This window comes from Megasphaera stantonii (genome assembly GCF_025567065.1).
Taxonomy (GTDB): Bacteria; Bacillota; Negativicutes; order Veillonellales; family Megasphaeraceae; genus Megasphaera; species Megasphaera stantonii.
The window spans coordinates 2,490-27,225 of record NZ_JAOQKD010000001.1 but is presented as its reverse complement, the minus strand read 5'-3'; the positions used below and the strand labels follow the sequence as shown (position 1 = coordinate 27,225).

22 protein-coding genes, 5 tRNA genes and 2 rRNA genes (1 of these 29 running past the window's edge) are annotated in these 24,736 nt (G+C 54.5%); 1 reads left to right on the top strand and 28 read right to left on the bottom strand.

Annotated features, from left to right (window positions below; translation table 11 throughout):
* Positions 1-24: 24 nt before the first annotated feature.
* From OCV58_RS00150 to OCV58_RS00100, 11 genes are all read right to left on the bottom strand, one after another.
* A complete protein-coding gene (locus tag OCV58_RS00150) occupies positions 25-870 on the bottom strand; it encodes a DUF1385 domain-containing protein (RefSeq protein WP_198947407.1) in 846 nt (281 codons plus the stop codon).
* Positions 871-997: 127 nt separating this feature from the next.
* The gene (gene rpmE / locus OCV58_RS00145) at positions 998-1,204 is read right to left on the bottom strand and encodes a 50S ribosomal protein L31 (RefSeq protein WP_087477995.1); all 207 of its coding nucleotides are present in this window, start codon (positions 1,202-1,204) and stop codon (positions 998-1,000) included.
* Positions 1,205-1,319: 115 nt separating this feature from the next.
* Positions 1,320-1,826, bottom strand: a complete 507-nt coding sequence (nrdG, locus tag OCV58_RS00140) for an anaerobic ribonucleoside-triphosphate reductase activating protein (RefSeq protein WP_154876546.1) — start codon at positions 1,824-1,826, stop codon at positions 1,320-1,322.
* 11 nt (positions 1,827-1,837) lie between these two features.
* The gene (nrdD, locus tag OCV58_RS00135; RefSeq protein WP_154876545.1) at positions 1,838-3,988 is read right to left on the bottom strand and encodes an anaerobic ribonucleoside-triphosphate reductase; all 2,151 of its coding nucleotides are present in this window, start codon (positions 3,986-3,988) and stop codon (positions 1,838-1,840) included.
* A 235-nt stretch (positions 3,989-4,223) separates the two neighbouring features.
* Entirely contained in the window at positions 4,224-4,928 is a 705-nt protein-coding gene (locus OCV58_RS00130; RefSeq protein WP_154876544.1) for a tRNA threonylcarbamoyladenosine dehydratase, read from the bottom strand.
* Positions 4,929-4,931: 3 nt separating this feature from the next.
* Positions 4,932-5,294, bottom strand: coding sequence for a VOC family protein (locus OCV58_RS00125; RefSeq protein ID WP_154876543.1), 363 nt, complete (start codon positions 5,292-5,294; stop codon positions 4,932-4,934).
* Positions 5,295-5,308: 14 nt separating this feature from the next.
* The gene (locus OCV58_RS00120; RefSeq protein WP_154876542.1) at positions 5,309-5,788 is read right to left on the bottom strand and encodes a YbaK/EbsC family protein; all 480 of its coding nucleotides are present in this window, start codon (positions 5,786-5,788) and stop codon (positions 5,309-5,311) included.
* 83 nt (positions 5,789-5,871) lie between these two features.
* A complete protein-coding gene (locus OCV58_RS00115; RefSeq protein WP_449566816.1) occupies positions 5,872-8,895 on the bottom strand; it encodes an AAA family ATPase in 3,024 nt (1,007 codons plus the stop codon).
* Between the two features lie 17 nt (positions 8,896-8,912).
* Complete coding sequence (locus OCV58_RS00110) at positions 8,913-10,058, bottom strand: exonuclease SbcCD subunit D (protein WP_154876540.1); 1,146 nt, start codon at positions 10,056-10,058, stop codon at positions 8,913-8,915.
* Between the two features lie 13 nt (positions 10,059-10,071).
* The gene (locus tag OCV58_RS00105) at positions 10,072-10,905 is read right to left on the bottom strand and encodes a deoxyribonuclease IV (protein ID WP_154876539.1); all 834 of its coding nucleotides are present in this window, start codon (positions 10,903-10,905) and stop codon (positions 10,072-10,074) included.
* 76 nt (positions 10,906-10,981) lie between these two features.
* On the bottom strand, positions 10,982-11,392 hold the full coding sequence (locus OCV58_RS00100; protein WP_087477986.1) for a Fur family transcriptional regulator: 411 nt from the start codon (positions 11,390-11,392) through the stop codon (positions 10,982-10,984).
* A gap of 187 nt (positions 11,393-11,579) precedes the next feature.
* On the opposite strand from OCV58_RS00100, the gene OCV58_RS00095 reads away from it, so the two are divergent.
* Entirely contained in the window at positions 11,580-13,769 is a 2,190-nt protein-coding gene (locus OCV58_RS00095; RefSeq protein ID WP_154876538.1) for a Tex family protein, read from the top strand.
* A gap of 108 nt (positions 13,770-13,877) precedes the next feature.
* Here OCV58_RS00095 and OCV58_RS00090 read toward each other — a convergent pair.
* The 17 genes from OCV58_RS00090 to OCV58_RS00010 form a co-directional block, all read right to left on the bottom strand.
* Positions 13,878-13,953 (bottom strand) — tRNA-Val (locus OCV58_RS00090).
* 6 nt (positions 13,954-13,959) lie between these two features.
* A tRNA-Glu gene (locus tag OCV58_RS00085) sits at positions 13,960-14,035 on the bottom strand.
* A gap of 1 nt (position 14,036) precedes the next feature.
* Positions 14,037-14,112, bottom strand: a tRNA-Asn gene (locus OCV58_RS00080).
* A gap of 146 nt (positions 14,113-14,258) precedes the next feature.
* Entirely contained in the window at positions 14,259-15,431 is a 1,173-nt protein-coding gene (locus OCV58_RS00075) for a sugar transporter (RefSeq protein WP_154876537.1), read from the bottom strand.
* A gap of 152 nt (positions 15,432-15,583) precedes the next feature.
* A complete protein-coding gene (groL, locus tag OCV58_RS00070; protein WP_154876536.1) occupies positions 15,584-17,209 on the bottom strand; it encodes a chaperonin GroEL in 1,626 nt (541 codons plus the stop codon).
* A gap of 45 nt (positions 17,210-17,254) precedes the next feature.
* Positions 17,255-17,536: a co-chaperone GroES gene (groES, locus tag OCV58_RS00065; RefSeq protein WP_087478853.1), complete on the bottom strand. Its 282-nt coding sequence runs from the start codon at positions 17,534-17,536 to the stop codon at positions 17,255-17,257.
* Positions 17,537-17,672: 136 nt separating this feature from the next.
* Positions 17,673-18,263, bottom strand: a complete 591-nt coding sequence (locus OCV58_RS00060; RefSeq protein ID WP_154876535.1) for an ANTAR domain-containing response regulator — start codon at positions 18,261-18,263, stop codon at positions 17,673-17,675.
* 5 nt (positions 18,264-18,268) lie between these two features.
* Complete coding sequence (locus tag OCV58_RS00055) at positions 18,269-19,687, bottom strand: sensor histidine kinase (protein ID WP_095629542.1); 1,419 nt, start codon at positions 19,685-19,687, stop codon at positions 18,269-18,271.
* A gap of 13 nt (positions 19,688-19,700) precedes the next feature.
* On the bottom strand, positions 19,701-20,711 hold the full coding sequence (gene tsaD / locus OCV58_RS00050) for a tRNA (adenosine(37)-N6)-threonylcarbamoyltransferase complex transferase subunit TsaD (protein WP_087478850.1): 1,011 nt from the start codon (positions 20,709-20,711) through the stop codon (positions 19,701-19,703).
* A gap of 2 nt (positions 20,712-20,713) precedes the next feature.
* On the bottom strand, positions 20,714-21,196 hold the full coding sequence (rimI, locus tag OCV58_RS00045; protein WP_087478849.1) for a ribosomal protein S18-alanine N-acetyltransferase: 483 nt from the start codon (positions 21,194-21,196) through the stop codon (positions 20,714-20,716).
* The gene (gene tsaB, locus OCV58_RS00040; protein WP_087478848.1) at positions 21,193-21,903 is read right to left on the bottom strand and encodes a tRNA (adenosine(37)-N6)-threonylcarbamoyltransferase complex dimerization subunit type 1 TsaB; all 711 of its coding nucleotides are present in this window, start codon (positions 21,901-21,903) and stop codon (positions 21,193-21,195) included. The genes rimI and tsaB overlap by 4 nt, the downstream gene beginning before the upstream one ends.
* Complete coding sequence (tsaE, locus tag OCV58_RS00035; protein ID WP_095629546.1) at positions 21,887-22,354, bottom strand: tRNA (adenosine(37)-N6)-threonylcarbamoyltransferase complex ATPase subunit type 1 TsaE; 468 nt, start codon at positions 22,352-22,354, stop codon at positions 21,887-21,889. Before tsaE ends, tsaB begins: the two co-directional genes overlap by 17 nt.
* 11 nt (positions 22,355-22,365) lie before the next feature.
* Positions 22,366-23,346, bottom strand: coding sequence for a thiamine-phosphate kinase (gene thiL, locus OCV58_RS00030; protein ID WP_154876534.1), 981 nt, complete (start codon positions 23,344-23,346; stop codon positions 22,366-22,368).
* A 125-nt stretch (positions 23,347-23,471) separates the two neighbouring features.
* A tRNA-Arg gene (locus tag OCV58_RS00025) sits at positions 23,472-23,548 on the bottom strand.
* Positions 23,549-23,587: 39 nt separating this feature from the next.
* A tRNA-Trp gene (locus OCV58_RS00020) sits at positions 23,588-23,663 on the bottom strand.
* A gap of 5 nt (positions 23,664-23,668) precedes the next feature.
* Positions 23,669-23,785, bottom strand: a 5S ribosomal RNA gene (gene rrf / locus OCV58_RS00015).
* A 210-nt stretch (positions 23,786-23,995) separates the two neighbouring features.
* A 23S ribosomal RNA gene (locus tag OCV58_RS00010) occupies positions 23,996-24,736 on the bottom strand (it continues 2,176 nt past the right edge of the window).

Below are 24,736 nucleotides of genomic sequence, written 5' to 3'. Positions count from 1 at the left end.
CTCTCCCATCCTATGCGTATATCCTTAGCGAAGATCCGAATCAGCCTGCTCTTCCTGCTTTTCTTCCGGCTTAGCCGCTTCCAGAGCCCGAATGGCTACTTCGATCTGATCGTCGTGAGGCTCTCTCGTCGTCAAATACTGCAGCCACAGGCCCGGCTTGAACAAGGTCTGCAGCAGCGGGCTTTCCGTCCGGCTGGCCAGCCGTATCATTTCGTAGCTGATGCCGGCTACGACGGGCATGAGGACGATGCGCGACGCGACGCGCTCCAACAGGCTGGGCCAGCCCAAAAAGGCGAATACGAAAATCGACACGACCATGACGATGAGCAGGAAATTCGTACCGCAGCGCGGGTGAAGGCGGCTGTGGCGGCGGACGTTTTCCACCGTCAGCTCCTGTCCCGATTCGTAGGTCCAGATCGTCTTGTGTTCAGCGCCGTGGTACTCAAATACGCGCCGAATATCCTTCGTCAGGGATATGCCCCATATATACAATAAAAAAATAGCCAGCCGCAGCACGCCTTCTACGATATTCATCCACACGGCGCTGTGCTCGATGCCGGGAATAAATTTGACGGCGTACGTCGGGATGAGCAAAAAAAAGACGATAGCCAATACGATGGAAAAGGCCATCGTCAGGGCCATTTCCGTGTTGGTAATCTGTTCGTCTTCCTCTCCGGCAGCCTGCGCCGAATAGGACAAGCTCTTCATGCCGTACACCAGCGACTCGCACAGGGCGACGGTGCCGCGCAGGAAGGGCTTTTTCAGTATAGGATACCGCTCCGTAATCGAATGGACTGCATCCTTTTTCACGGTAATCTCGCCGGACGGCGTCCGGACCGCCGTGGCGATATACTCGGGGCCGCGCATCATGACGCCTTCGATGACGGCCTGTCCGCCTACATATATCTTCGTCTGCTTCACTGCTTGTCCCCCTTATTTATTTCTGCGTATACAAAGAGAGCAGAGCATCGCTGCTCTGCCGCCAACTTTGTACTTCTTATTTAGCTTTTTTACCATAACGTTTATTGAACTGTTCGATACGGCCGCGAGCCTGCTGTGCACGCTGCTGACCCGTAAAGAACGGATGGCATTTAGAGCAAATTTCAACGCGCAGTTCGGATTTCGTCGAACCGGTTTCAAACGTATTGCCGCAAGCGCACGTAACTACGGCAGTGCCGTACTTCGGATGAATACCTTCTTTCACTATTCACACCTCTTTCTTATCTATCATACCAAACCTATGCTAAGATAGTATAGCATAGTGCCCCATGAAATGCAAGGACATAAATTTACAAATTTTACGCTCCCTGCCCCGCACCTCATCTCCCGTCCGGCCAAAGGAGCACGGCTCTTCCGGCTTCGCGGCTTTTTGCCACGTCGATAATCCGCTGGTTCGACGAGCCGCGGAAATACAATCCCGGGTCCTTCATGGCGTCGACGAAGGGGCCGTCAACGAGGACGTCGCAAGCCTCCAGCAGTGCTTTGCGGGCCGGCTGAGTCAGGATTTCTTCGTACAGAAATCCCGAATACACCCAGATGCTTTTTTCCGGCACGGCGCGGCGGACGGCCTGCACCAGCGCCAGCAGGTCCTCGGCATTTTCCATCGGCTCGCCGCCGAGCAAGGTCAGCCCGCTGTTCGTATCGTCCTGCAGGTAGGATATGAGCCGTTCAGTTTCGGCTGCCGTCCATTCGCTGCCGGCGTTAAAATCCTGATATTCTTCATTGAAGCAGTTGACACAGCGCCGGCTGCAACCTGTCACAAATACGGTCGCCCGTATGCCCGGGCCGTTGGCGATGTCGTACTGCCTGATTTGTCCATATCTCATGGCCCCGCCTCCTAGATATGCAGGACGCGGTTCTTAATTTCCTGCGTTCGCCCTTCGTTCCAGAAGTTTTCGCCCAAATAGCCGCAGGTCCGCCGGATGACCGTCAGCTTGGAACGGTCCCTGTTGTGGCAGCGCGGGCATTCCCATTCGTTGTCGCCGTTGAGGACGATTTCCCCGTCAAAGCCGCATTCGTGGCAGTAATCCAGCTTCGTGTTGAATTCAGCGTAGGTAATGCGGTCGTAAATATATTGGATCATCGTCAGGACGGCGGGAATGTTATGGACCATGTTCGGGATTTCTGCATAGCTGATGCAGCCCCCTGTCGATTTATCTTCAAATTCCGCTTCAAAGGCAAATTTTTCGAAGACATTGATGGGCTCGCGGACGTCGACGTGGTAGCTGTTCGTATAATACCCTTTATCGGTCACGTCCTTGATGACGCCGAAGCGGGCCGTGTCGATTTTGCAGAAGCGGTTCGTCAGGTTTTCCGCCGGCGTGCCGTACAGGGCAAAGCCGATGTTCGTCTCTTCCTTCCACCGCTTGATGTGGGCGTTGAATTCGTCCATAATGCGGTGGGCAAACCGCTTTCCTTCCGGAGCCGTATGGGAGCAGCCCTTCGTGAGAAGCGTCGCTTCGTATATGCCGATATATCCCAGGGACAAGGTCGCATAGCCGCCGTACATAAATTTTTCAATCGATTCTCCCGGCTTGAGGCGAGCGATGGCCCCATACTGCCAGTGAACGGGCGACACGTCGGACGTAATCTTTTTGAGCAGTTCTACGCGCAGCAGCAGGGCCTTTTTGCACAGCTCCAGCCGTTTATGGAGAATCTGGAAAAATTTGTCTTCGTCGCCGTCGGCCAGAATGCCGATTTGCGGCAGGTTAATCGACACGACGCCCATATTGAAGCGGCCGTCGAACTTATAGCGGCCCCTTTCGTCTTTCCAGGGGCTCAGGAAGGAGCGGCAGCCCATGGGGCTGAATACGTTGCCTTCGTAGGTTTCCCGCATCTTCTTGGCCGAAATATAGTCGGGATACATGCGCTTAGCGGTGCATTCGGCAGCCAGCTCGGTCAGATAGAAATAAGGGCTGCCCTTGCGGACGTTGTGCTCGTCCAATACGTATATCAATTTCGGAAAGGCCGGCGTGACGTAGACGTTGGCCTCGTTTTTGATGCCCTGAATGCGCTGGCGCAACAGTTCCTCGTCGATGAGGGCCGCTTCCTTCGCGTATTCGTAGTCAGGCTGGAAATACATGAACAAGGTGACGAAGGGAGCCTGGCCGTTCGTGGTCATGAGCGTATTAATCTGGTACTGAATCGTCTGGATACCGTCCTTAATTTCCTTTTTCGTCCGCTTCCAGGCTATTTCTTCAGCCTTTTCCATATCCGGCTCGATGCCGTAGACTTCCTTCTGTTCTTCTACGACGGCTTCCATGTATTTGTTGAAGGACTTGCGGACGTAAGGAGCCAAAATGCGGTCGATGCCGTTGATGGACTGGCCGCCGTACTGGCCGCTGGCTACCTGGGCGATGATCTGCGTCGTCACCGTACAGGCTACCTGGAACGACTTCGGCGTGTCGATTTTCTTGCCGTTGATGACCGTGCCGTTGGCCAGCATGTCTTCCAGATTGATGAGGCAGCAGTTGAACATAGGCTGGATGATGTAATCCATGTCGTGGAAATGAATGGCCCCGCTGTCGTGAGCCTGGACGATGTCGGCGGGAATGAGCTTGCGGCGGGCAATATCCTTGGACACCTCACCGGCGATCAAATCGCGCTGCGTCGACACGACGTGGCCGTTTTTATTGGAATTTTCATCAAGGACCTCGAGATTGGTGTTGTTCAGCAGGCCGAAGACGTCTGAGTCCGTCGTATTTGTCTGGCGCTTGAAGGCCTGAATAGCTTTGTAATTTTCATAGGCCCGGGCCGTCGCCGGATTGTTGTATTGAATCAAGCGGTAATACACCTGGTCTTCAATGGCGTAGATGGTCATATCCTTATGCATGGTCGAGGCATAGGCTTCAATCTCCCTGGCGATCTTCTCCGCCTGGCCTTCTTCATAAATGCCGCTGCTGCTGTTCATGGCTTTTTCTATAGCCGCGACGATCTTATTGCGGTCAAAGGGCGCCCTCTGCCCGTTGCGCTTGATGACTTCCAACATGTGTATACCTCCCACGATATAGTGTATATTTACCTGAAATCAACATTATATATACAATATATATGATTTATCTTCGTAAAACAGTGCAAACACATATTACTATATCTGGTATACGTTGTCAATCGCCTAATACTTGATACTGTTGTTATCAAGTCCTATCAAAAAGAGCGGCAAGCCTTCAAAAAACTGCGTTTCTGAAAGCCTGCCGCCTGTGTATAACTCGATAAAAAATTTTTTATGGGATTTGGAGAAGGTCCCGTACCACCGCTCCGGCTAAAATGAGTCCCGCTGCCGACGGCACAAAGGAAATACTGCCTATGCCGGAACAGCCCTCTTCCCGCCGTACCGGCTGGGGCAACTCTTTGGAATATACGACCTTGACGCGGCGGATATTCCGTTTTTTCAGCTCCTTCCGCATCACCTTGGCCAAGGGATCGACAGACGTCTTCTCGATCTCGGCAATTTCAAACAGCTCCGGATGGAGCTTATTCCCCGCCCCCATGGCGGAAATGACGGGAATACCGGCCTCATAGGCTTCTGCTATGATATCGACCTTCGCAGCCACCGTATCGATGGCGTCGACTACGTAATCGGCGCCCGACTGGGCGACCAGGCCCGGCTGCTCTGCCGGCAGGTAAAACACGTGATGCGTTTCGACCGCTATGTCCGGATTAATCGACAAAAACCGCTCCTTCATGACCTCGACCTTGGGCCGGCCAATAGCCGGCACGGTCGCCCCAAGCTGGCGATTTAAATTAGACGGGTCATATACGTCGCCGTCGACGAGGATCAAGCGGCCGATGCCGGCCCGGCAAAGGGCCTCGGCTGCAAAGGAGCCGACGCCGCCGACGCCGAAGACCAGCACCGTTTTGTCCGCTAAGGCCTCTACCTTATCCCATCCCAGCAGCAGCGCCGTCCGCTGGGCGTATTCCTTCTTCACGGCTTACCGTTCCGGAACGACTTCCAGCCAGTAACCGTCGGGGTCGACGATAAAATAAATGCCCATAGCCGGATTTTCATAAACGACGCAGCCCATTTCCTTATGCTTGGCCAAGGCCGCATCCATATCCTTGACAGAAAAGGCCGTATGGAATTCGTTTTCGCCGAGATTGTACGGCTCTTTTCGGTCTTTGAGCCACGTCAGCTCCAGCTGAAAATCAGAAACACCGTCGCCGAGATAAACGATCGTAAAATCGGGCGTTTCGATACGGCGCACTTCCGTAAGGCCCAGGGCTTCTTTGTAAAACTCCATGCTGCGCTGCAAGTCCAGCACGTTGAAATTAGTATGTCTGAATGTAAACTGCATGTGTAGGTTCCTCCTTATGCTTCTTCCTGCCAGCCCTTGGAAACGTCGACCCAGCCTTGAGACCGGGCGTATAATTCCAATTCCGGCAGTGTCAGTTCGATGGCGCTGTTGCCGCTGCCGCAGGCCGGGAAGACCGTTTCAAACCGCTTCAGCGATTCGTCCAGATATACGGTCACGCCGGGATTGACGGCAAAGGGACAGACGCCGCCGACGGGATGGCCGATCAGCCGTTCCACGTCGTCATGCTTGATCATCGTCGCCTTTTTATGGAACTGCGCCTTAAATTTATGATTGTCCACGCGGGCGTCGCCGGCAAACAATACTAAAATCGGCCCGTCGTCCAATAAAAACGACATGGATTTGGCAATGCGCTTTCCCTCCGTATGAAGGGCTGCCGCCGCTTCGTCGACGGTCGCGCTGGACTGCTCCAGTTCCAATACGCGGTCAGCCATGCCCCACTGGGCAAAATACTCCCTTACCTTCTGAATAGACATTCTTTCTGTCCCCTCCTGTATCATAGCGTTATTAGGTTTCATTATATTACCATTTGGAAAGGGATTCAAATAAATTTTACGAATTACGGCAATTCGAAGTCGGCCGTGCTGCCCCGGTCGGTCTTATGGACGGCCAGGCGCGCGTCGATGCGTTCTCTCAGCTCCGGCACATGGGAGATGATGCCGACGAGACGGCCTCCCTGCTTGAGTTCCATCAGGGCCTTTAAGGCGAAATCCAGCGTTTCCCCGTCGAGGGTGCCGAAGCCTTCGTCGATAAATATCGTATCGAGGTGAATGCCGCCGGAATAGGCCTGTACCACGTCAGCCAGTCCCAAGGCCAGGGCCAGGGAAGCTAAAAAGGTCTCACCGCCGGAGAGCGTATTGGCCGGACGGGCATATCCCGTATAGTTGTCGAATACTTCGATATCCAGGCCGATGCGCCGCACGCGCTTATCGTCCCACGAGCGAGAACGCTGCAGCTCATACCGCCGGCGGCTCATCAAATCGAGGCGGGCGTTGGCCGCCGCCAAGACTTCGTCGAGAAGCGCTCCCAGTACATACCGCTCGAAGTTGACGCCTGTATGCTGGCCGGAAATCAGTTCATATACGGAACCGACAGCCTCATACCGAGCCGACAGCTCCGCTTGCTCTCCCTGCCATGCGGCAATCTGCTCCCGCCCCCGGCGCAGCTCCTGGCAGCGTATCGCCGCGGCGGCACAGGATTCAGATATTCGCTGGCACAACTTGTTTTTTTCGTCAAGCTGCGCCTTATATGCCGCCATATCCGGTTCCGGCTGCAAGCCGACGGCCTTTTCTTCCTGCGCTATCCGGCCCTGTACCTGCTGTACATCCCGATTATATTCGTCGACAGCCTGCTGCTCCCTGTCGATGGTGCCTATGAAGGGCTGCAGGTCCCGGCATCGCTGCAGGCTTTCCAGGCCCGCCTGGCGAACCCGTTCCTTCAAATCGGCAGCGTACGCTTTATACTGATTTCGCAGGGCCGTCACCTGTGCCTGCAGCAGGCGCTCCTGCTCCGTCCAGCGCACGGCCTCCTTTTCGGCGTCGACGACGGCTTTTCGGCTCCGCTCCGCCTGTGCGTCATAGGATTTGACGCGCTGGCTCAGATCATCCATATGCCGTCTCAGTACGGCGGCGTCCCGATATGCTGCCGGCACGTCCGCTTCAGCCTGTTCCTTCGCCGACTGGCTCTGCGCGGCGGCAAGTCGGGCCGCTTCCGCCTGCCGGCGGGCCTGTTCTTCTTTTTGTATTTCTTCCTTTTGCTTCAGCTCCCACTGCGTCACGGCGGCTCTCGTCCGTTCTGCCCGGGCGGCTTGTTCTCCCAGGAGGCTAACCTTCTGCTTCTGCTCGTCCAACCGTGCCTGCCATTGGGCGGACGTATATTCAAAAGGATACTGAGCGCGCAGGTCGTCGCGCTGCCGTTTCAGGCTTTGAAATTCCGCCTGTACGCGCTGGAGCGTCAGTTCAGCCTGACGGCGCTCCTCATCGCGCTGCCGGGCCTGCCGTTTCCGCGCTTCTACGTCCTCCTTCCGCGGCATATGAGCCGCCAAAGGAGCCGGCATAGGATGCTCCGTCGCGCCGCAAACGGGACACGGCTCTCCTGCTTTCAGTTCCTTAGCCAGCAAAGCAGCCTGCCCCTGTAAAAACAAGGCTTGTACGCCTTCGTAATCTAGCCGCGCCTGCTCCGCCCCGGCGGCGGCCCGGCGGCAGGCGTCCTCAGCAGCCCAGCACGCTCGTTCCCTCTGTGCGATTTCCTCAGCCAAGGCCTCTATTGCCGCTTCCCGATTCAGCCGTTCTTCCCAGGCAGCGGCCTGCCCTTTGGCCTGTTCCCACGCCGCGGCCAGTTCGGGTTGGCCGGCTACCTCCGCCCGTCCGGCGTCGATCCGGGCCTGCAGAGCCTCCCGTTCCTTCTGCAGCGCCGCCAATATCTCATCGGCGTGCCGGCTCTGGTCCGCCAGCTGCCGGGCTTTGCGGCACAGGTCTCCATACTGCTCGGCTTTTTCCGCCATGTTCTGCAGCAGCACGAGCTGCCTTGCGTCGGCGTCATGAGCCGCACCCTGTGCCTGCAGCGCTTCGGCCTCTTTGCGCACAGCCTGAAGGCGCTGCAGCGCCCGTTCGGCCTGTACGGCAGCTTCGCCGGCTTTTTTGCCGGCGGTGACGCCCTGAGCCTGTATATCGTCGAGCTGGCGGCACGGTTCCGCCAACAGCTGTGCGCGGCGCAGCACGTCGATATAGGCCTGCTTCTCCGCCATAGCAGTTTCCTGCTGCCGCAGCTGTTTCTGCAGCCTGCTGCTTTCCTTCAGGTTCTGCCAATGGCTGTACAATACCTGCGCGTCCTGGACCGTTTTCTGATAAGCGTCGCGGTCGGCTATAGCCGCGTCCAATTCTCCCTGACGCAGCCGTTGTTCTTCGTCTGCAGCCAGTTCCATAGCAGTCAGCGCCTCGGCATCATCGGCCCCCAGGCTCTGCAAAAGCTGGACGATGCGCTCTTTGCGCAAGTCGTACTGCGACAGGATATCGTTGTATTTTTCCTTTGCCAACTCCTGCAGCCGGGCGTAGCGCTGGGTATGAAACAAGGTCTGCATAATCTGCTGGCGGTCCGCCGAGCTGGCCAGCAGCAACCGGCGGAAATCTCCCTGCGGCAGCAGGACGACCTGCCGGAATTGCTCGGCCTTAAAGCCCAGCAGCCGTTCCACCTCTTCGCCGACCTTTTTCGTCGCAATGACCGCCGTTTTTTCGCCCTTTTCGTCCACGGCGTATAAGGCGGCCGACGCCGCCGATTTCTTTAAGCCAGTGCCGCGCTTTTTCGCTATCTGCTGCTCCGGCCTTCGCTCGACGCAGTACCGCGCCGGCCCGATGGCAAAGGCGAAAACGATGTATGTCTCCTCTTCCGGCGAGGCGTATTCGCTGCGCATATGGGCGCCTGAGCGGCGGTTTCCGCTCGTTTCGCCGTACAGGGCATAGCACATCGCGTCCAGCACGGTCGTCTTACCGGCGCCGGTCGGCCCGTATATCAAAAACAGCTTGTGTTCTTCCAGCCGGCTAAAATCAATGACCTGACGCCCGGCATAGGGGCCGAAGGCGTTCATTTCCAAATATAAGGGTTTCACAACAAGCCGTCTCCTTCCCGCTGCAGCATATCCGTCCATAAATCGTCCATACAAGCCTGCTCGGCCTCCGTCAGCGGCCGGTCCGGCATCATGGCAGCGGCAAAGCTCTCAAACAGCTGCCGCTCCGTAGTCCTGCGCAGGTCGAAATCCCGCTCTCCCGTGCCGCCGCTTTGACGGTTCGGCATTTCCAGCGCCGCCGCTCGCGGATATTTCTGCCGCAGCTTAGCCATGCCATCCAGAATCGGAGCCGTATCGGTCAGGCGGAACAGGATATAGTCGTCGGTATGCAAGTCTTCGCCGGCCATGATATCCTCAAACAAGCCCTCGACAACGCGTACGTCATGGCGGGGAGAAAAGGGCAAAAACGACGTCGCCGTCCCGCCCTTTTCGTCTATATCCACGATGACGGCTCCTTTTTTCTGCCTCCATTCGCCGAAGGAATATTTCAGCAGGCTGCCGGCATAGCACACGTTCGGCCCGCCCACCTGCTGCGGCCCGTGGAGATGGCCCAGAGCCGTATACGTATAGTCGGAAAACAAGGCCGGCGAAACGGCGTCGCTGCCGCCGATCGACAACGGGCGTTCTGAATCGCTGCTTTCGCCGCCGGCAGCGAAGACATGGGCGACGCAGACCGTCCGCATCGCCGTTCCGGCGCGCCGGCTGTCTATAAAACGGGCTAAGGCGTCCTCATGGCTGCGGATCGTATCGTCGCCGAAATACAGCCTGGCCGCTGCCGGCTCGATAAACGGCAGGAGCACAAAGGCCACGGGCCCATAGGCGTCGTGCAGGACGACCGGCCCGATCAGCTTGTCGAGTTCCCCGGCAATATAAAACCCCTGTTTTTCCAGCATCCGGCTGCCGAAGGACAGGCGGGCCGCGCTGTCATGATTGCCGCTGATGACGAAAAAGGGAACGCCCGTTTCCGCCGTAATCTTCGTCGCGATTTCATCAAACAAGGCCACGGCGTCTGCCGGCGGCAGGCTGCGGTCGTATACGTCGCCGGCCAGCACGACGGCGTCGATGCCCTCGTCCCGGATCATCGGCAGAAGCTGTTCCGTCAGCACATAGGCCTGGTCGTCCGTCAGGTAATCGCCGTAAAATAGTTTTCCTAAATGCCAATCTGCCGTATGCAGAATCCGCATAGGCAATCCCTCCTTATTCGCAGTATAAGTCCCGCAGCATAGCAATTTCCCTGGCGTAGCCGTCTAACTCGTTAGGAGTTTCCAGATAAAACGGCAACGTCCGCAGGGCCGGATGGTTGATAATCTTCCGAAATGCCTCCAGTCCGATATGGCCTTCGCCGATTTTTTCATGCCGGTCCTTGCGGCTGCCCAGGGGATTTTTGCTGTCGTTAATATGAACGGCCTTCAGCCGCTCCAATCCAATAAGGCGGTCAAACTGCTCCAGCACCTCGTCCAGGTGCTCCGTAATGTCATAGCCGCCGTCAAATACGTGGCACGTATCCAGGCAGACGCCTACCTTATCGGAGAATTGCACCTTGTCGATAATAGCCGCCAGCTCTTCAAAGCTGCGGCCTACTTCCGTCCCCTTGCCGGCCATGGTTTCCAGCAGCACCATCGTCTTTTGTCCCGAAAACATGCATTGGTTCATCATGGACGCAATGAGGCGGATTCCCTCGTCCGCGCCCTGCCCGACGTGGCTGCCGGGATGAAAATTGTAACGGCAGTTATCCAGATATTCCAGCCGCTGCAAATCCTCGCTCATCGCTTCGACGGCAAACTGCCGCGTTCTCTCCGTCTTGGAACAGCCGTTGAGCGTATACGGCGCATGGGCCAGAATAGGCGCAAAATCATGGGCCGCCATGAGCTCGTTCAGCTGTTTCATATCGTCTATATCCAGCTTGCGGACACTGCCGCCGCGGGGATTGCGCGTAAAAAACTGAAACGTATCGGCCCCGATGGTCAGAGCTTCCTCGCCCATATGGCGAAAGCCCTGAGAAACGGACAGATGACATCCTATATGCAGCATATTTCTTCACCTCGCATAAGAAAAAGGCTGCAGCAAATAGTATGTCACTTCGCTGCAGCGCTCTTCGTATTTTTTATTATTCTGCCTCCTGGCAGTCCTTGCATACACCCAGGAAAGACAAACTCACGCCGCTGACAGAAAATCCTGTCTGCGCCTCGGCCTGTCTGGCCAGCTGGCCTTCGTCGATATCGACGTCGAGCACGCGGTTGCATTTGACGCACCGTATATGGGCGTGCTGGGATGTATTATAATCGTAGCGGTGGGCGTCTTCGCCGCACTGCAAAATTTTTACTACGCCGATTTTTGCAAAAATCTCCATGGTCTTGTACACCGTCGCCAAGCTCATCGATGGATACTGGGGCTGGAGCTGCTGGTAAATGGATTCTGCGTTGGGATGGGTCATATTATGATCGATCGCATCGTATACAGCCAGCCGCTGCGGCGTAACCTTGTAGCCGTTACTCCGTAATAATTCGGCAATATTCATATCGTTTCCCCCCTTTTGTGCAAGGATACTGAGCATACTAACTAAACATATAATATGCGAAAGTATTCTCTATTACATTGTAACGGTTATTAATAGATTTTTCAATATAAATAGATAAAATTTTTTAATTTGACGAATACAAAATTTGCAAGCATAATATATATACTATATTAGAAAGGAGTTTTCCATGACAGACCAACACATTATTCAAACAATCGCTCATACGATACACGTGTCAGAAAAGCAAATCCAGACGGCCCTGAGCCTCCTGCAAAGCGGCAACACGATTCCCTTTATCGCCCGTTACCGCAAGGAAGCGACGGGTATGCTGAACGAAATACAGCTGCGCCAAATCCAGGAGCAGTACGAATATGAACAAGCCCTGTCCAGCCGCCGCGAAGCCGTGCGCCAGTCCATTATGGAGCAAGGCCAGTGGACGGAAGAATTAGGCCGTCTCCTAGACCAGGCCGGCAAGCTGCAGGAAATCGAAGACCTTTACATGCCTTATAAGCCGAAAAAACGGACAAAAGCGTCCATGGCCCGCGACGCCGGGCTGGAGCCGCTGGCCGACATCTTCTGGCAGCAGGATCCCCACGGGCCGTCTCCGGAAGAGGCCGCCGCATCTTACCTGAATGAAACGATACCGACAATCGAAGACGCCATTGCCGGCGCGGCCAATATTTTAGCGGAACGCATGTCCGAGCTTGCGCCGTACCGTCAGTATCTCCGCCGCGCCTTGTGGAAAACGTCAAAGCTGGAATGCGCCCTGTTAGTCGAAGAGGACGAAGCCAAGGCCATGCTGACCTATAAGGACTTCAGCGGCCGCATCGCCTCCCTTCCCAGCCACCGCATACTGGCCATCAACCGAGGAGAAGCGCAGAAGCTGCTGAAGGTAACTCTGACCGACACGCCGGACGCCAACATCGGCAAGCTCATACAAGACGTAACAGTCTGCGATTCGCCTTACGGGCAGATCATCGCCGCAGCAGCAGCCGACAGCTATAAGCGCCTCATCTTCCCCCAGTTGGAACGGGAAATCCGCAGCGACCTGACAGAACGGGCCGAAAAGCAGGCCATTTCTATCTTCGCCAAGAACCTGCGCAGCCTGCTCCTCCAGCCGCCCTTTGCCGGACAGGTAATCTTAGGCCTGGACCCGGGATACCGCACGGGCTGCAAGGCCGCCGTCATCGACGCGACGGGCAACGTCCTCGATTACGGCGTCTGCTATTTGACCGGCTCGGAAAAACAGCGCCGCGCCAGCGCCGACACCCTCCTGAGCATGATTCAAAATCACGGCGTAACGCTCTTATCTATCGGAAACGGCACGGCCTCTTATGAAACGGAGCAGTTCGTAGCCGGCCTCATTCAGGAAAACGACTTATCCTGCCGCTACATCATCGCCAACGAATCAGGCGCGTCGGTCTACTCTGCGTCCGATCTGGCTAGGGAAGAGCTGCCCGACCTGGATGTCACCATCCGCGGAGCCGTATCCATTGCCCGCCGGATTCAGGATCCCCTGGCAGAGGCCGTCAAAATCGACCCGAAATCAATCGGCGTCGGCCAATATCAGCACGACGTCAACCAAAAGTCCTTATCAGCCGCCCTGGACGCCGTCGTCGAATCCGTCGTCAACTACGTCGGCGTCGACCTCAACACGGCGTCGGCAGCCCTGCTGCAGCACGTGTCGGGCTTGACGGCGGCCACGGCGGCCAATATCGTCGCCTACCGCAAGGAAAACGGCCCCTTTCACAGCCGGCAGGAGCTGCTGTCGGTCAACCGCTTAGGCCCGGCTACCTTTACGCAGTGCGCCGGCTTCCTGCGCATTAAAGGCGGCGACGAACCCTTGGACAACACGTCGGTCCATCCCGAATCGTACGAGCTGACAGAAAAAATCATCAGCCATTATGGCCTGACGAAAGCAGACCTCCACGACGAAGCGAAGCTCCGCGCCCTGCAAAGCAAGGTGCAGATGAATGCCGTCCCCGTCCTGGCCGCCAAATTCCAGGCCGGCGAGCCGACGATCCGCGATATCCTGGAAGAGCTGCGCAAGCCGGGCCGCGATGTCCGCAGTGAATTCCCTCTGCCGCTGACGCGCCGCAACGTCGTATCTCTGGACGAATTAAAAATAGGAACCGTCGTCCGCGGCACCGTCCACAACGTCGTCGACTTCGGCGCGTTCGTCGACTTCGGATTAAAGACACCGGGGCTGATTCACCGCTCCGAGCTGTGCAATCATCCCTTCCGCCACCCGACCGACGTCATCAGCGTCGGAGACGTCGTCGATGCCGTCATCATCTCCGTCGACAGCTCCCGCGGCCGCGTCGGCTTATCGATCAAAAAATTAAAGCAATCCCTGAAAAAACCAACAGAATCCTGACACAACAGCCAGATGTGCCCCGGCATATCTGGCTGTTTTCCATATTAAAGTATATCTCCGTATACGAAAAAAAACGCTAGTGCATCACTGCACTAGCGCTCTCGAGTCTGGTGGGCGATAACAGGATCGAACTGCTGACATCCTGCTTGTAAGGCAGGCGCTCTCCCAGCTGAGCTAATCGCCCGGATAGTGGTGACCCCTACGGGATTCGAACCCATGTTCTCGCCGTGAAAGGGCGGTGTCTTAAACCACTTGACCAAGGGGCCATGGCTCCTCAAGTAGGACTCGAACCTACGACAAATCGGTTAACAGCCGATTGCTCTACCGACTGAGCTATTGAGGAATAACTCATGTGTTCTCACTGGAACGATATTTATTATACTAGTAAGAAAGAAAAAATGCAAGTACTTTTTTGAAAATTTTTTGATGAATTCTGACGCCTCTATGTCCCAGCCTGCTCGCCGGCCTTACACATCCATTTTACCGCAATTACCCTTGTTTCAGCCGTTTGATAAAGCTGAAAATACAATACGCCGACGCCGCAGCCGCCAAGCCGCCTCCGGCATAGCCGATATAGGCAATAGAACTGTACGTAGAAACCATGCCGCCAATCCAGGTTCCGCTGCCGATTCCCAAGTTGAAGATGCCAGAAAAGATAGACATCGCCACGGCAGCCGCACCGAGAGACGTATGCTGAATTAGTTCGGCCTGGAAAGATACGTTGAAAATCGTAGCAGCCATGCCGAGGACCGCGCATAATATCATGACGGCATACAAGCTGCCTGAAGCCGCGTGCAGCAATAATGGCGGCACAGCCATGCAGATAAACGACAGGCGAAGCATTCCGAAGCGAAAATGGCCGTAGCCGCGCGAAAACAAGACGCTGCCGCCTAATCCGCTGAGGCCGAAAAGAATCAGCGTCAAAGTAATCCTCTCTTCCGACATACCGCCAATCTGCTGCAAAAACGGTTCGATATAGCTGTAACTCGTATAATATGCCGTCGCCATGACTACGGTCAGCCCATATAAACGAATCAAGACGGGATTTTTAACGAGCTCCGGCAGCTGCCGTACCGAGAAAGCCGAGCGGCTGGGAATCTGCGGAAATACGCGCCATATATAAACCAAGGTGAGAAAAGATATGATGCCGATCGTCAAAAAGGTCATGCGCCAGCCAATATACAAGCCGATGACGCGGCCTAAAGGCAGGCCTAAAATCATCGCGATAGAAGTTCCCGTCGCCACCATGCTCAGCGCCGTCGAGCGATGTTCCTTTTCTACGAGCTGAACGGCCATAGGAGCCGCAATAGACCAAAAGACGGAATGAGCGCAGGCCACGCAGATGCGCGACGCCGTCAGCAATGCATATTGGCTGGAAAAAGCCGATAGTGCCTGCCCCAGACAAAACATGCCCAGCGTCATCAGCAGCAGCTTGCGGTATTCTACCTTGCAGGCCAGCAGCATGAGCGGCAGAGATAAAATCGTAACCGCCCAGGAATAGGCCGATATCATGACGCCGGCCTGCGCTTCGGTAATCTGAAAATCCGAAGCGATGCTCGTCAGCAGTCCAATCGGCATAAATTCCGACGTATTAAATAAAAAAGCCGAAACGGTAATCCCCGCCAGAGGCAGAAATTGACGCAATGAAATACGGTGGTTCATAAAAAAACGACATCTCCTGATATAGCTAAGAATTGAACTTCCCTATCATATAAAATTTTAAGCGAAAGGTCAAGAAAAATGCACGTAAAAAAAGCTCTCGCGAAAAATCACGAGAGCTTTTGCAATTACATTTACACAGGTAAGAGCAACTCTTACATCATGCCAGGCATGCCGCCCATGCCGGGAGCTGCCAGGGCTGCCGGAGCCGGTTCCGGTTTGTCTGCAACCAACGTTTCCGTCGTCAATACCAAAGCGGCGATGGAAGCAGCGTTCTGCAAGGCCGTACGCGTAACCTTAGCCGGGTCTACGATACCGGCTTTTACCATGTCGACGTATTCTTCCGTCAGCGCGTTAAAGCCAACGCCCTTATCGGATGCTTTAACCTTCGCTACGATAACCGAGCCTTCCAAGCCTGCATTAGCGGCAATCTGACGAACCGGTTCTTCAATAGCGCGTTTTACGAGGTTGATGCCCGTCTGTACGTCGCCTTCTTCATGGAATTCATCCAAAGCCGGGAGAATGTCGATGAACGTCGTGCCGCCGCCGGCTACGATGCCTTCTTCAACAGCTGCGCGCGTAGCATTCAAGGCGTCTTCGAGGCGAAGCTTCTTATCTTTCAATTCAACTTCCGTCGCAGCGCCGACTTCGATGACAGCTACGCCGCCGGACATCTTGGCCAAGCGTTCCTGCAATTTTTCTTTATCGAAATCAGACGTCGTTTCAGCAATCTGCGCTTTGATCTGCGCAACGCGGTTTTTGATTTCTTCAGCGTTGCCGTGACCTTCAACAATCGTCGTTTCGTCCTTCGTAACGCGAACCTGACGAGCCGTGCCGAGGTCTTCCATCGTAATGCTGTCAAGTTTGCGGCCTACGTCTTCTGTAATGACAGTAGCGCCGGTGAGGATAGCGATATCCTGAAGCATTGCTTTGCGGCGGTCGCCGAAGCCCGGAGCCTTAACGGCAACGGCTCTGAAGGTGCCGCGGAGCTTGTTGACTACCAACGTAGCCAACGCTTCGCCTTCTACGTCTTCTGCGATGATGAGGAGTTCTTTCCCAGCCTGTACGACTTTTTCGAGGACAGGGAGCATTTCCTGAATAGAAGCGATTTTGCGATCCGTAACGAGGATGTACGGTTCAGTCATAACGGCTTCCATCTTATCCGGATCCGTTACCATGTACGGGGAAATGTAGCCGCGGTCGAACTGCATGCCTTCGACGACAGACAGCTGCGTACCCATCGTCTTGGATTCTTCAACGGTGATGACGCCGTCTTTACCAACTTTTTCCATAGCGTCGGCAATGAGGCCGCCGATTTCTTCGTCGCCTGCGGAAATAGATGCTACCTGAGCAATAGCGGCTTTATCGGAAACGGCGATGGAACGCTGTTTGATTTCTTCTACCAATTTAGCGACAGCTTTTTCAATGCCCCGTTTCAAAATCATCGGGTTTGCGCCGGCCGCTACGTTGCGCATGCCTTCCTGGATCATAGCCTGAGCCAGCAGCGTAGCCGTCGTCGTGCCGTCGCCTGCTACGTCGTTTGTCTTCGTAGCGACTTCTTTGACGAGCTGTGCGCCCATGTTTTCAAAGGGATCTTCCAATTCAATGTCGCGGGCAATCGTTACGCCGTCGTTCGTAATCGTCGGGGCGCCGAATTTCTTATCCAACACGACGTTGCGGCCTTTAGGTCCCAACGTCACTTTTACTGCGTTTGCCAAAGCGTCGACGCCTTTGCCCAAAGCGCGGCGTGCTTCTTCATTGAACAAAATCTGTTTTGCCATTGTTAAACACTCTCCTGTATGTAAAGTAATCTAGGTTCTATAAAATTAGCAAATAGCCAAGATGTCGCGTTCGCTGACGATCAAATATTCAGTGCCTTCATATTTGACTTCCGTGCCTGCATATTTGGAGAAAATAATCTTGTCGCCGACTTTTACATCCAATGCAACGCGGCTGCCATTGTCCTGCACTTTGCCTGGACCTACGGCAACGACTTCGCCCTGGCTCGGTTTTTCTTTAGCCGTATCAGGCAAAAAGATGCCGCTGGCAGTTTTTTCTTCTTGTTCCAATACGCGGATAACAACGCGATCTCCTAACGGTTTTAACATTTTATATTCCTCCTCAATCATACACTGTATCTTTCATCTTGTTAGCACTCGCTGTATCCGAGTGCTAATTACAATATATATATTACTCATGAAAGGTGAAAAAGTCAAGACTTTTGTCTTCTTTTTTTCGCAACCCTTACGTCGAGCCGCCGCGGCGCTGCTCTGCGCTGGCGACGACCGCCTCGGCAACGGATTTTAACGAACGGCGCTTTTTCATGCTGTATTGCTGCAGGCGGCGATACGCCTCCTGTTCGGATATCTTATACAGCTCCATCAAGTATCCCTTTGCCTTTTCGACGACTTTTCTCGTCTCTATGCGCTCGTTCATTTCCCAGAGCCGCCGCGCCGTTTCTTCCTGCCGTTTAAACTGAGATATGGCGATTTCCATGGCAGGAAACAGGTTGACCGGGCTCACGGGCTTGACCAAATATCCCAGCACACCCGAATCCTTGGCTTGCTCGACGACGTCCTGCTGGCTGTAAGCCGTCAGCAGCAAAACCGGCGCAATGCGTTCGTGGCAGATCATTTTAGCCGCATGGATGCCGTCCAGCCGCGGCATTTTGATGTCCAGCAATACGATATCCGGCTTTTCTTTCCGCGCCAATTCCAGCGCTTCCACGCCGTCGGCCGCTTCCCCCACGACCACATGGCCGGCTTCTTCGAGCATTTCGCATAAATCCAGCCGGATGATAGATTCATCGTCCCCAATTACGACGCGATACCCCATATTCGTTATCCCCTCTCTGCAATAGAAAACTGTATTCGTACTTCCGTGCCGTGCGGCACAACGGGAGTAAACGACAACTCTCCTTTTAAATCCTTTTCCACCAACGTGCGGACGATTGTCAGGCCCAAATGCTTGCGCCCTTCGCCGCCTTGCGGCAAGGTCATGCCGACGCCCGTATCGCTGACGGTCAGCGCGCACGTCGTCCCTGCCTGCGTCACGGCGACGCGCACTTCCCCTTCGTCCAGCCCCTCAAAGCCGTGGATGATGGCATTAGTAATCAGTTCATTCAGCACTAACGCCAGCGACGTAGCCATATCCGACGGCAGGGGCAGCTCGTTTCCGGAAAACGACGTCCTGACGCGGCATTCCGCCCCGGCCATGCCATGAGTCAGCAGCGACAGCAGCTGTTTGGCGACTACGCAGATATCAATAGATTCTTCGTCGTGGTGCGATAAAATTTCATGAACCAAGGAAATGCTGAGTATGCGGTTTACGCTTTCCTGCAGCACATCCTTCGCCTCCCGGCTTTCGGTCCTGCGCATCTGCATGCGCAGCAGGCTGGCGACAGTCTGCAAATTATTTTTTACGCGGTGGTGAATTTCCTTGATAACCGACGTCTTGATCATCAGCTCTTCTTCTTTGCGATACAACTCAGTCCGCTCCGTCAAAATAGCTATGACCCGATATACCTTGCCGCGCCGCAGCAGAGGAATGACCCGCCGCGTGACGACGACTTCCCCGAAGGTAATGTCCTCGGCAAAGCCTTCCCGCGTCGCCAGGGCCTGCTTCGCGCCGGTCAGATTGGTCCGGCTGTTGTAGATATTAGAACCGACCAGCATGCCGGAATATCCGCGCATGTGCATGATGCTTTCCGCCATTTCGTCCGCGTAAATCACGACGCCGTTGCAGTTGATGAGGATGACGCCGTCCTGGACGGATAAGGGGCGGTACAGCTTGCGGAAATCCCTCTCGATGGGAACCTGCAGGGCCAAAAAAGCCGTTTCAGTCAGCATATCGCGGTTGCTTTCTATTGTGCCGACAAAGGCGACGACGGCGATCGTTTCCCCGCCGTTATCGACGAAAGGATAGGCGAACAGCGGCTCAATACGCCCATAATCTACCTCTTTGCTGCCTTGCATCATCTGCCCCGTCTGCAGTACCTGCAGCACGACCGGTTCTTCGTACCCGGCGCAGACTGTTCCGGCTTTTTTTCTATTCGCCTGCGTTTCCGCCGGCTGCAGCAGCGGGAGGCGCTGCGCCGCCAAGACTACCGTGCCAGCCTTCTGCCCCGGCACAAAGACCAGCAGCTCCCGATGGGATAAGTCGCTGGCAAACTGCAGCAAATCTTCGCTGTTTTTTAGAATATGAATTTGTACGTCCGACAAGGCGCTGGCACTGCGGCAAATCGTTTCGATAGAAGACATAATCAGGACCTCTTTAATACGAGGAAATCGCCAAGGCCGGCTTGGCGTTGAGCGTTAAATCGGCGAAATGCCCTTCCAGGGCCATGTAATAAGCCCGGCATCCAATCATCGCCCCGTTGTCCGTACATAAAACGGGCTCTGGCCGATAAAACGAATACCCGTGGGCTGCGCAGGCCTGTTCCATCGCCGCGGCTAAGGCGCTGTTGGCCGAAACGCCGCCGGCAACGGCAATCTTGTTCATGCCGCAGTACGCCGCTGCGTCCATGGTCTTTTCTACCAGCGTTTCCACTACGGTCTTTTGGAAGCTTGCCGCAACGTCGTGTACGTCATAGGGCTGCTTTCGCTGTTCCTGTGTATGAAGGTAATTCAGCACCGCCGATTTTAAGCCGCTGAAGCTGAATTCAAAGTTATGCTTTTCATGCAGGGCCTTAGGAAATGCAATGGCGTCAGGATTTCCGTCCTTCGCCAGCTTGTCGATCTGCGGGCCGCCAGGATAGGGATAGCCCATGACGCGGGCAATTTTATCGAAGGCTTCCCCCGCCGCGTCATCCCGCGTCTGCCCCAGCAGCGTAAACGTATTGTATCCTTCGATTTTTACCAGCTGCGTGTGGCCCCCCGACACGACCAGAGCCAAAAAGGGCGGCTCCAGCTCGGGATGGCTGAGGAAATTGGCAAAAATATGTCCCTCCATGTGGTTGACGCCGACCAAGGGCTTATCCAAGGCAAAGCTCAGGGCCTTGGCGGCCGCGACACCGACCAGCAGCGCGCCGACTAACCCCGGACCATAGGTAACGCCAATGTGATCTATCTCCTGCAGCGACACATGCGCCGTATCGAGAGCTTCTTTAATAATCGGCATGACGTATTCGATATGCTGCCGCGAAGCAATTTCCGGGACGACGCCGCCGAATTTACGGTGAATCGGCACCTGCGTCGATATGATATTAGAAAGAATCTGCCGTCCGTCCTGAATGACGGCGGCCGACGTTTCGTCGCAACTCGTTTCCAGTGCTAAAGTATACATCCTTACTCATCCTTTTTATATGAATTGGTAATCCACTGATAATTTTCTTTTTTACAGTCCATTACGTAGGCGTCTTCTTCCGGCTCAGAATAATAGTTTTTCCGTACTGACAGGACCTGATATCCTAATTTGCGGTACAAATGCAGCGCCCCGATATTAGAAACGCGCACTTCCAAAAAAATATCGCTGCATCCGTCTTCCCAAGCCGCTTCCATCAAGACCCGCAGCAGCAGTTCACCGTAGCCTTGCCGGCGGTACTGCTGTTTCAGCGCGATGTTCGTAATCTGCCCTTCGTCAAGAACGCGCCACAACCCGGCATATCCGGCAATAGTTCCATCTTCATCGGCTAATACGTAATACATGGTCAAATTCGGATTGGCCAGCTCTCTGGTTATCGCCTGCAACGACCACGGCACGGAAAAAGATTCTGTCTCTACGTCGAAAATGCCTTGGGCGTCAGCCTCTTCTGCTTTTCTTACAATCATAGGCACCGTTGGCCTCCATGACGTTTTTCCCACAATACCTCCGCCTCGCTCCGGCGCTTGTACGCCGGCGTCAAGGTCATGCAGTCGTCTGCCTCTCCAGCGGCCAGGCGCTGCTGGCCGGCAAGGGCCAAACTGCCAGCACGGGGAATGACCATCGTCGGCGGTGCGATGCGGAATAAATCGCTGGCAGCGGCAATCTTCTGCCGGCCCAGCAAGGCACCGTCTCCGCAAAATACGACGGGCTCGCCCTGCTGCTGCAGCCGTTCCAATACGTCGTCCAACGGCATGACAGACACGTCGTCCAGCGTTTCCAGTATGCCCCGGTTCCACTTGTATACCGATGCGTACACGTTCCCCTTCTGCGCGTCGATAAGAGGACAGATTTTATCCGCATTTCCTACAAAATTCCAAGCCAAACTCGTCGGCGTTTCTATGCCGACAATAGGCGTCTGCCAGGCAAAGGCCAATCCCTTAGCCGTCGCCAAGCCGATGCGCAGCCCCGTAAAAGACCCCGGTCCGATAGATACGACAATCCCGTCGATATCGGCTTTGCCTACCGACGCCTTATCCAGCATATCGGCGATATGCGGCATCAGCTGTTCCGAATGGGTTAATCTTGCTTGTATCGTAAGCTCCGCCCGCAGCGTCTGCTCATGTAAAAGGGCCACGCTCGACACAAGGCTGGATGTTTCAATGGCTAACAACATAAGACTCTACCTCTTTTTCCGCGGCAGCCCAGCGGGCGCCGTTAAATTCAAAATGAAAGATGCGTTCCGTCAAACCCTTTTTTTCGATAAAAACGCGAGCCGCGTCCTCCGGCAGGCGTTCGGGGAATTTTTCCGACCACTCGATGACGGTCACGCCTCTCGTCAAGTAATCGTCAAAACCCAAATCGTCTAATTCATATTCGTCTTCCAGACGATAAAAATCAAAATGCTGCAGCGGAACGGCATGTTCATAATAGTTCAATATAGTGAACGTCGGACTGACGACGGGCTCGTCAATGCCCATTCCCTTAGCAATGCCTTGGACAAAATGCGTTTTTCCCGCGCCCAAATCCCCCTGCAGCGCTAATACGTCGCCGTCGCTTAAAACTCGTCCTAACGCAGCGCCTAAGGCAATCGTATCTTGTTCCGAATGTGTTTCTATATCTATCATGACGCATCTCCTCACCTATGAAAATGATTCCAACCAGTCGGCTGTAATACAGACGTCTTTCCCTCATGCCGGACATATACCTGTCCCTTGCCGGGCCATACCTGCCCAATGGCCGTCACATAGGGATACTCCCTCCGCAGGGCTTCGAAATCGTCGGGAGCCATCGTAAAGATCAACTCATAATCTTCTCCGCCGTTAAATACATAGGCATATATATCTTTCTGTACAGACTGGGCCCATTGCCGCAGCTCCTCGCTGCAGGGAATCGCCTCTTTATCCAATATCAAATCGACGCCGCTGGCCTTGGCAATTTCATTGGATTCGCTAGCTAAGCCGTCGCTGATGTCATTTAAACTATGGGCACGATATGCTACCAAAGCTCGTCCTAGTTGTATCTGCGGCGTTGGAAATTGATGAGCTTTTTTCAAATGAGTATACCCATCTATCCCATGAAGAAGTACATCCAGACCGCCGGCAGAATCGCCAATCGTATGCGAAACGGCGACGACATCGCCCGGCTTGGCTCCGCTGCGGCAAATAGCTTTCCCTGACTCCACTTCGCCAAAGGCCGCCACAGTGATGACTAACGCGCCTTTAGACAAAACCGTATCCCCGCCAATAATATTGACGCCGTAGGTTTTGCATATGTCTTTCATTCCCTCATACAGCGCCGTCAAATCAGCCATTTCCATATCCGTAGGAATTGCAGTAGACAGGACGATATGCGTCGGAATGCCTCCCATCGCGGCGATATCGCTTAAATTAGAAGCCACTGCTTTATACCCGACGTCAAACCAGGAAGCCGTCTTCCCTATGATGAAATGACTCCCCTCGACCATCGTATCAATGACGGCAATTTGTTCCATGCCTTCTGTCGTCTTATACACAGCGCCGTCGTCGCCAATTCCCACGACGACAGAAGAAGGATTAAACAAGGTCCCTTCCTTGACGGCATCAATGAATCCAAATTCGCCGATCTCTGAAATCTTCATGTTAGTACTCCTCATATATTTAGACTTTTGAATATATTTTAATAGAAACACAGTCAAAAGTAAAATCATTACGCCCATTTAAGTATACAAAAAAACAGCTCATACAAATTGCATGAGCTGTTCTGTGGTGACCCGGTAGGGATTCGAACCCTAGACCTACTGATTCGTAGTCAGTCACTCTATCCAGCTGAGCTACCGAGTCATGGAAGGGATTAAATCGCTAACAGATATAATCCCTTTTTGGCAGGGGCAGAAGGACTTGAACCCTCAACCGACGGTTTTGGAGACCGCTACTCTACCAATTGAGCTATACCCCTATAATAATCAGCGGCTTCCTATCCTTCCAGGGGGCCTCCCCCCAAGTACTTTCGGCGTTTGCGGGCTTAACTGCTGTGTTCGGCATGGGAACAGGTGGATCCCCGCAGCTATCGCCACTGAATTTTCCTAAGGGCCCGTGCCCTTACAACTGCATAAAACGAACTTCCTTAACGAGCCTCCGCTCTGTTACGGTCTTCCTTTTTCAGAACCTGCTTCCAGATTTCCTCACCCACTCCCTTCGGGAGTAAGCGCTTCTCTGCTTACCCTAAAGGATAAGTGATTCAGTCGGTTTTACGCGTCGCTTTCGCTCTTTTAAAACCGCTTCTCTACTTAAGTCAAGCCCTCGGTCTATTAGTACCGGTCCGCTCCGTGCATCACTGCACTTCCACTCCCGGCCTATCTACCATGTCGTCTTCATGGGACCTTACTTGCTTTCACAATGAGAAACCTCATCTTTAGGCTGGTTTCACGCTTAGATGCTTTCAGCGTTTATCCGTCCCGGACGTAGCTACCCAGCTGCACGGCTGGCGCCATGACTGGTACACCATTGGTCCGTCCACTCCGGTCCTCTCGTACTAGGAGCAGCCCCTTTCAAGTTTCTTCCGCCCGCGATGGATAGGGACCGAACTGTCTCACGACGTTCTGAACCCAGCTCGCGTACCACTTTAATGGGCGAACAGCCCAACCCTTGGGACCTACTTCAGCCCCAGGATGTGATGAGCCGACATCGAGGTGCCAAACCTCCCCGTCGATATGGACTCTTGGGAGAGATAAGCCTGTTATCCCCAGGGTAGCTTTTATCCGTTGAGCGATGGCAATTCCACTCTCTACCACCGGATCACTAAGCCCGACTTTCGTCCCTGCTCGACCTGTCCGTCTCGCAGTCAAGCTCCCTTCTGCCTTTACACTCTTCGCGCGGTTTCCGTCCGCGCTGAGGGAACCTTTGGGCGCCTCCGTTGCTCTTTCGGAGGCGACCGCCCCAGTCAAACTGCCCGCCTGAGACTGTCCAAAGACTCGTTACGTCTCTCGTTAGAATCCCAATAAAACAAGGTTGGTATCCCACCAGCGGCTC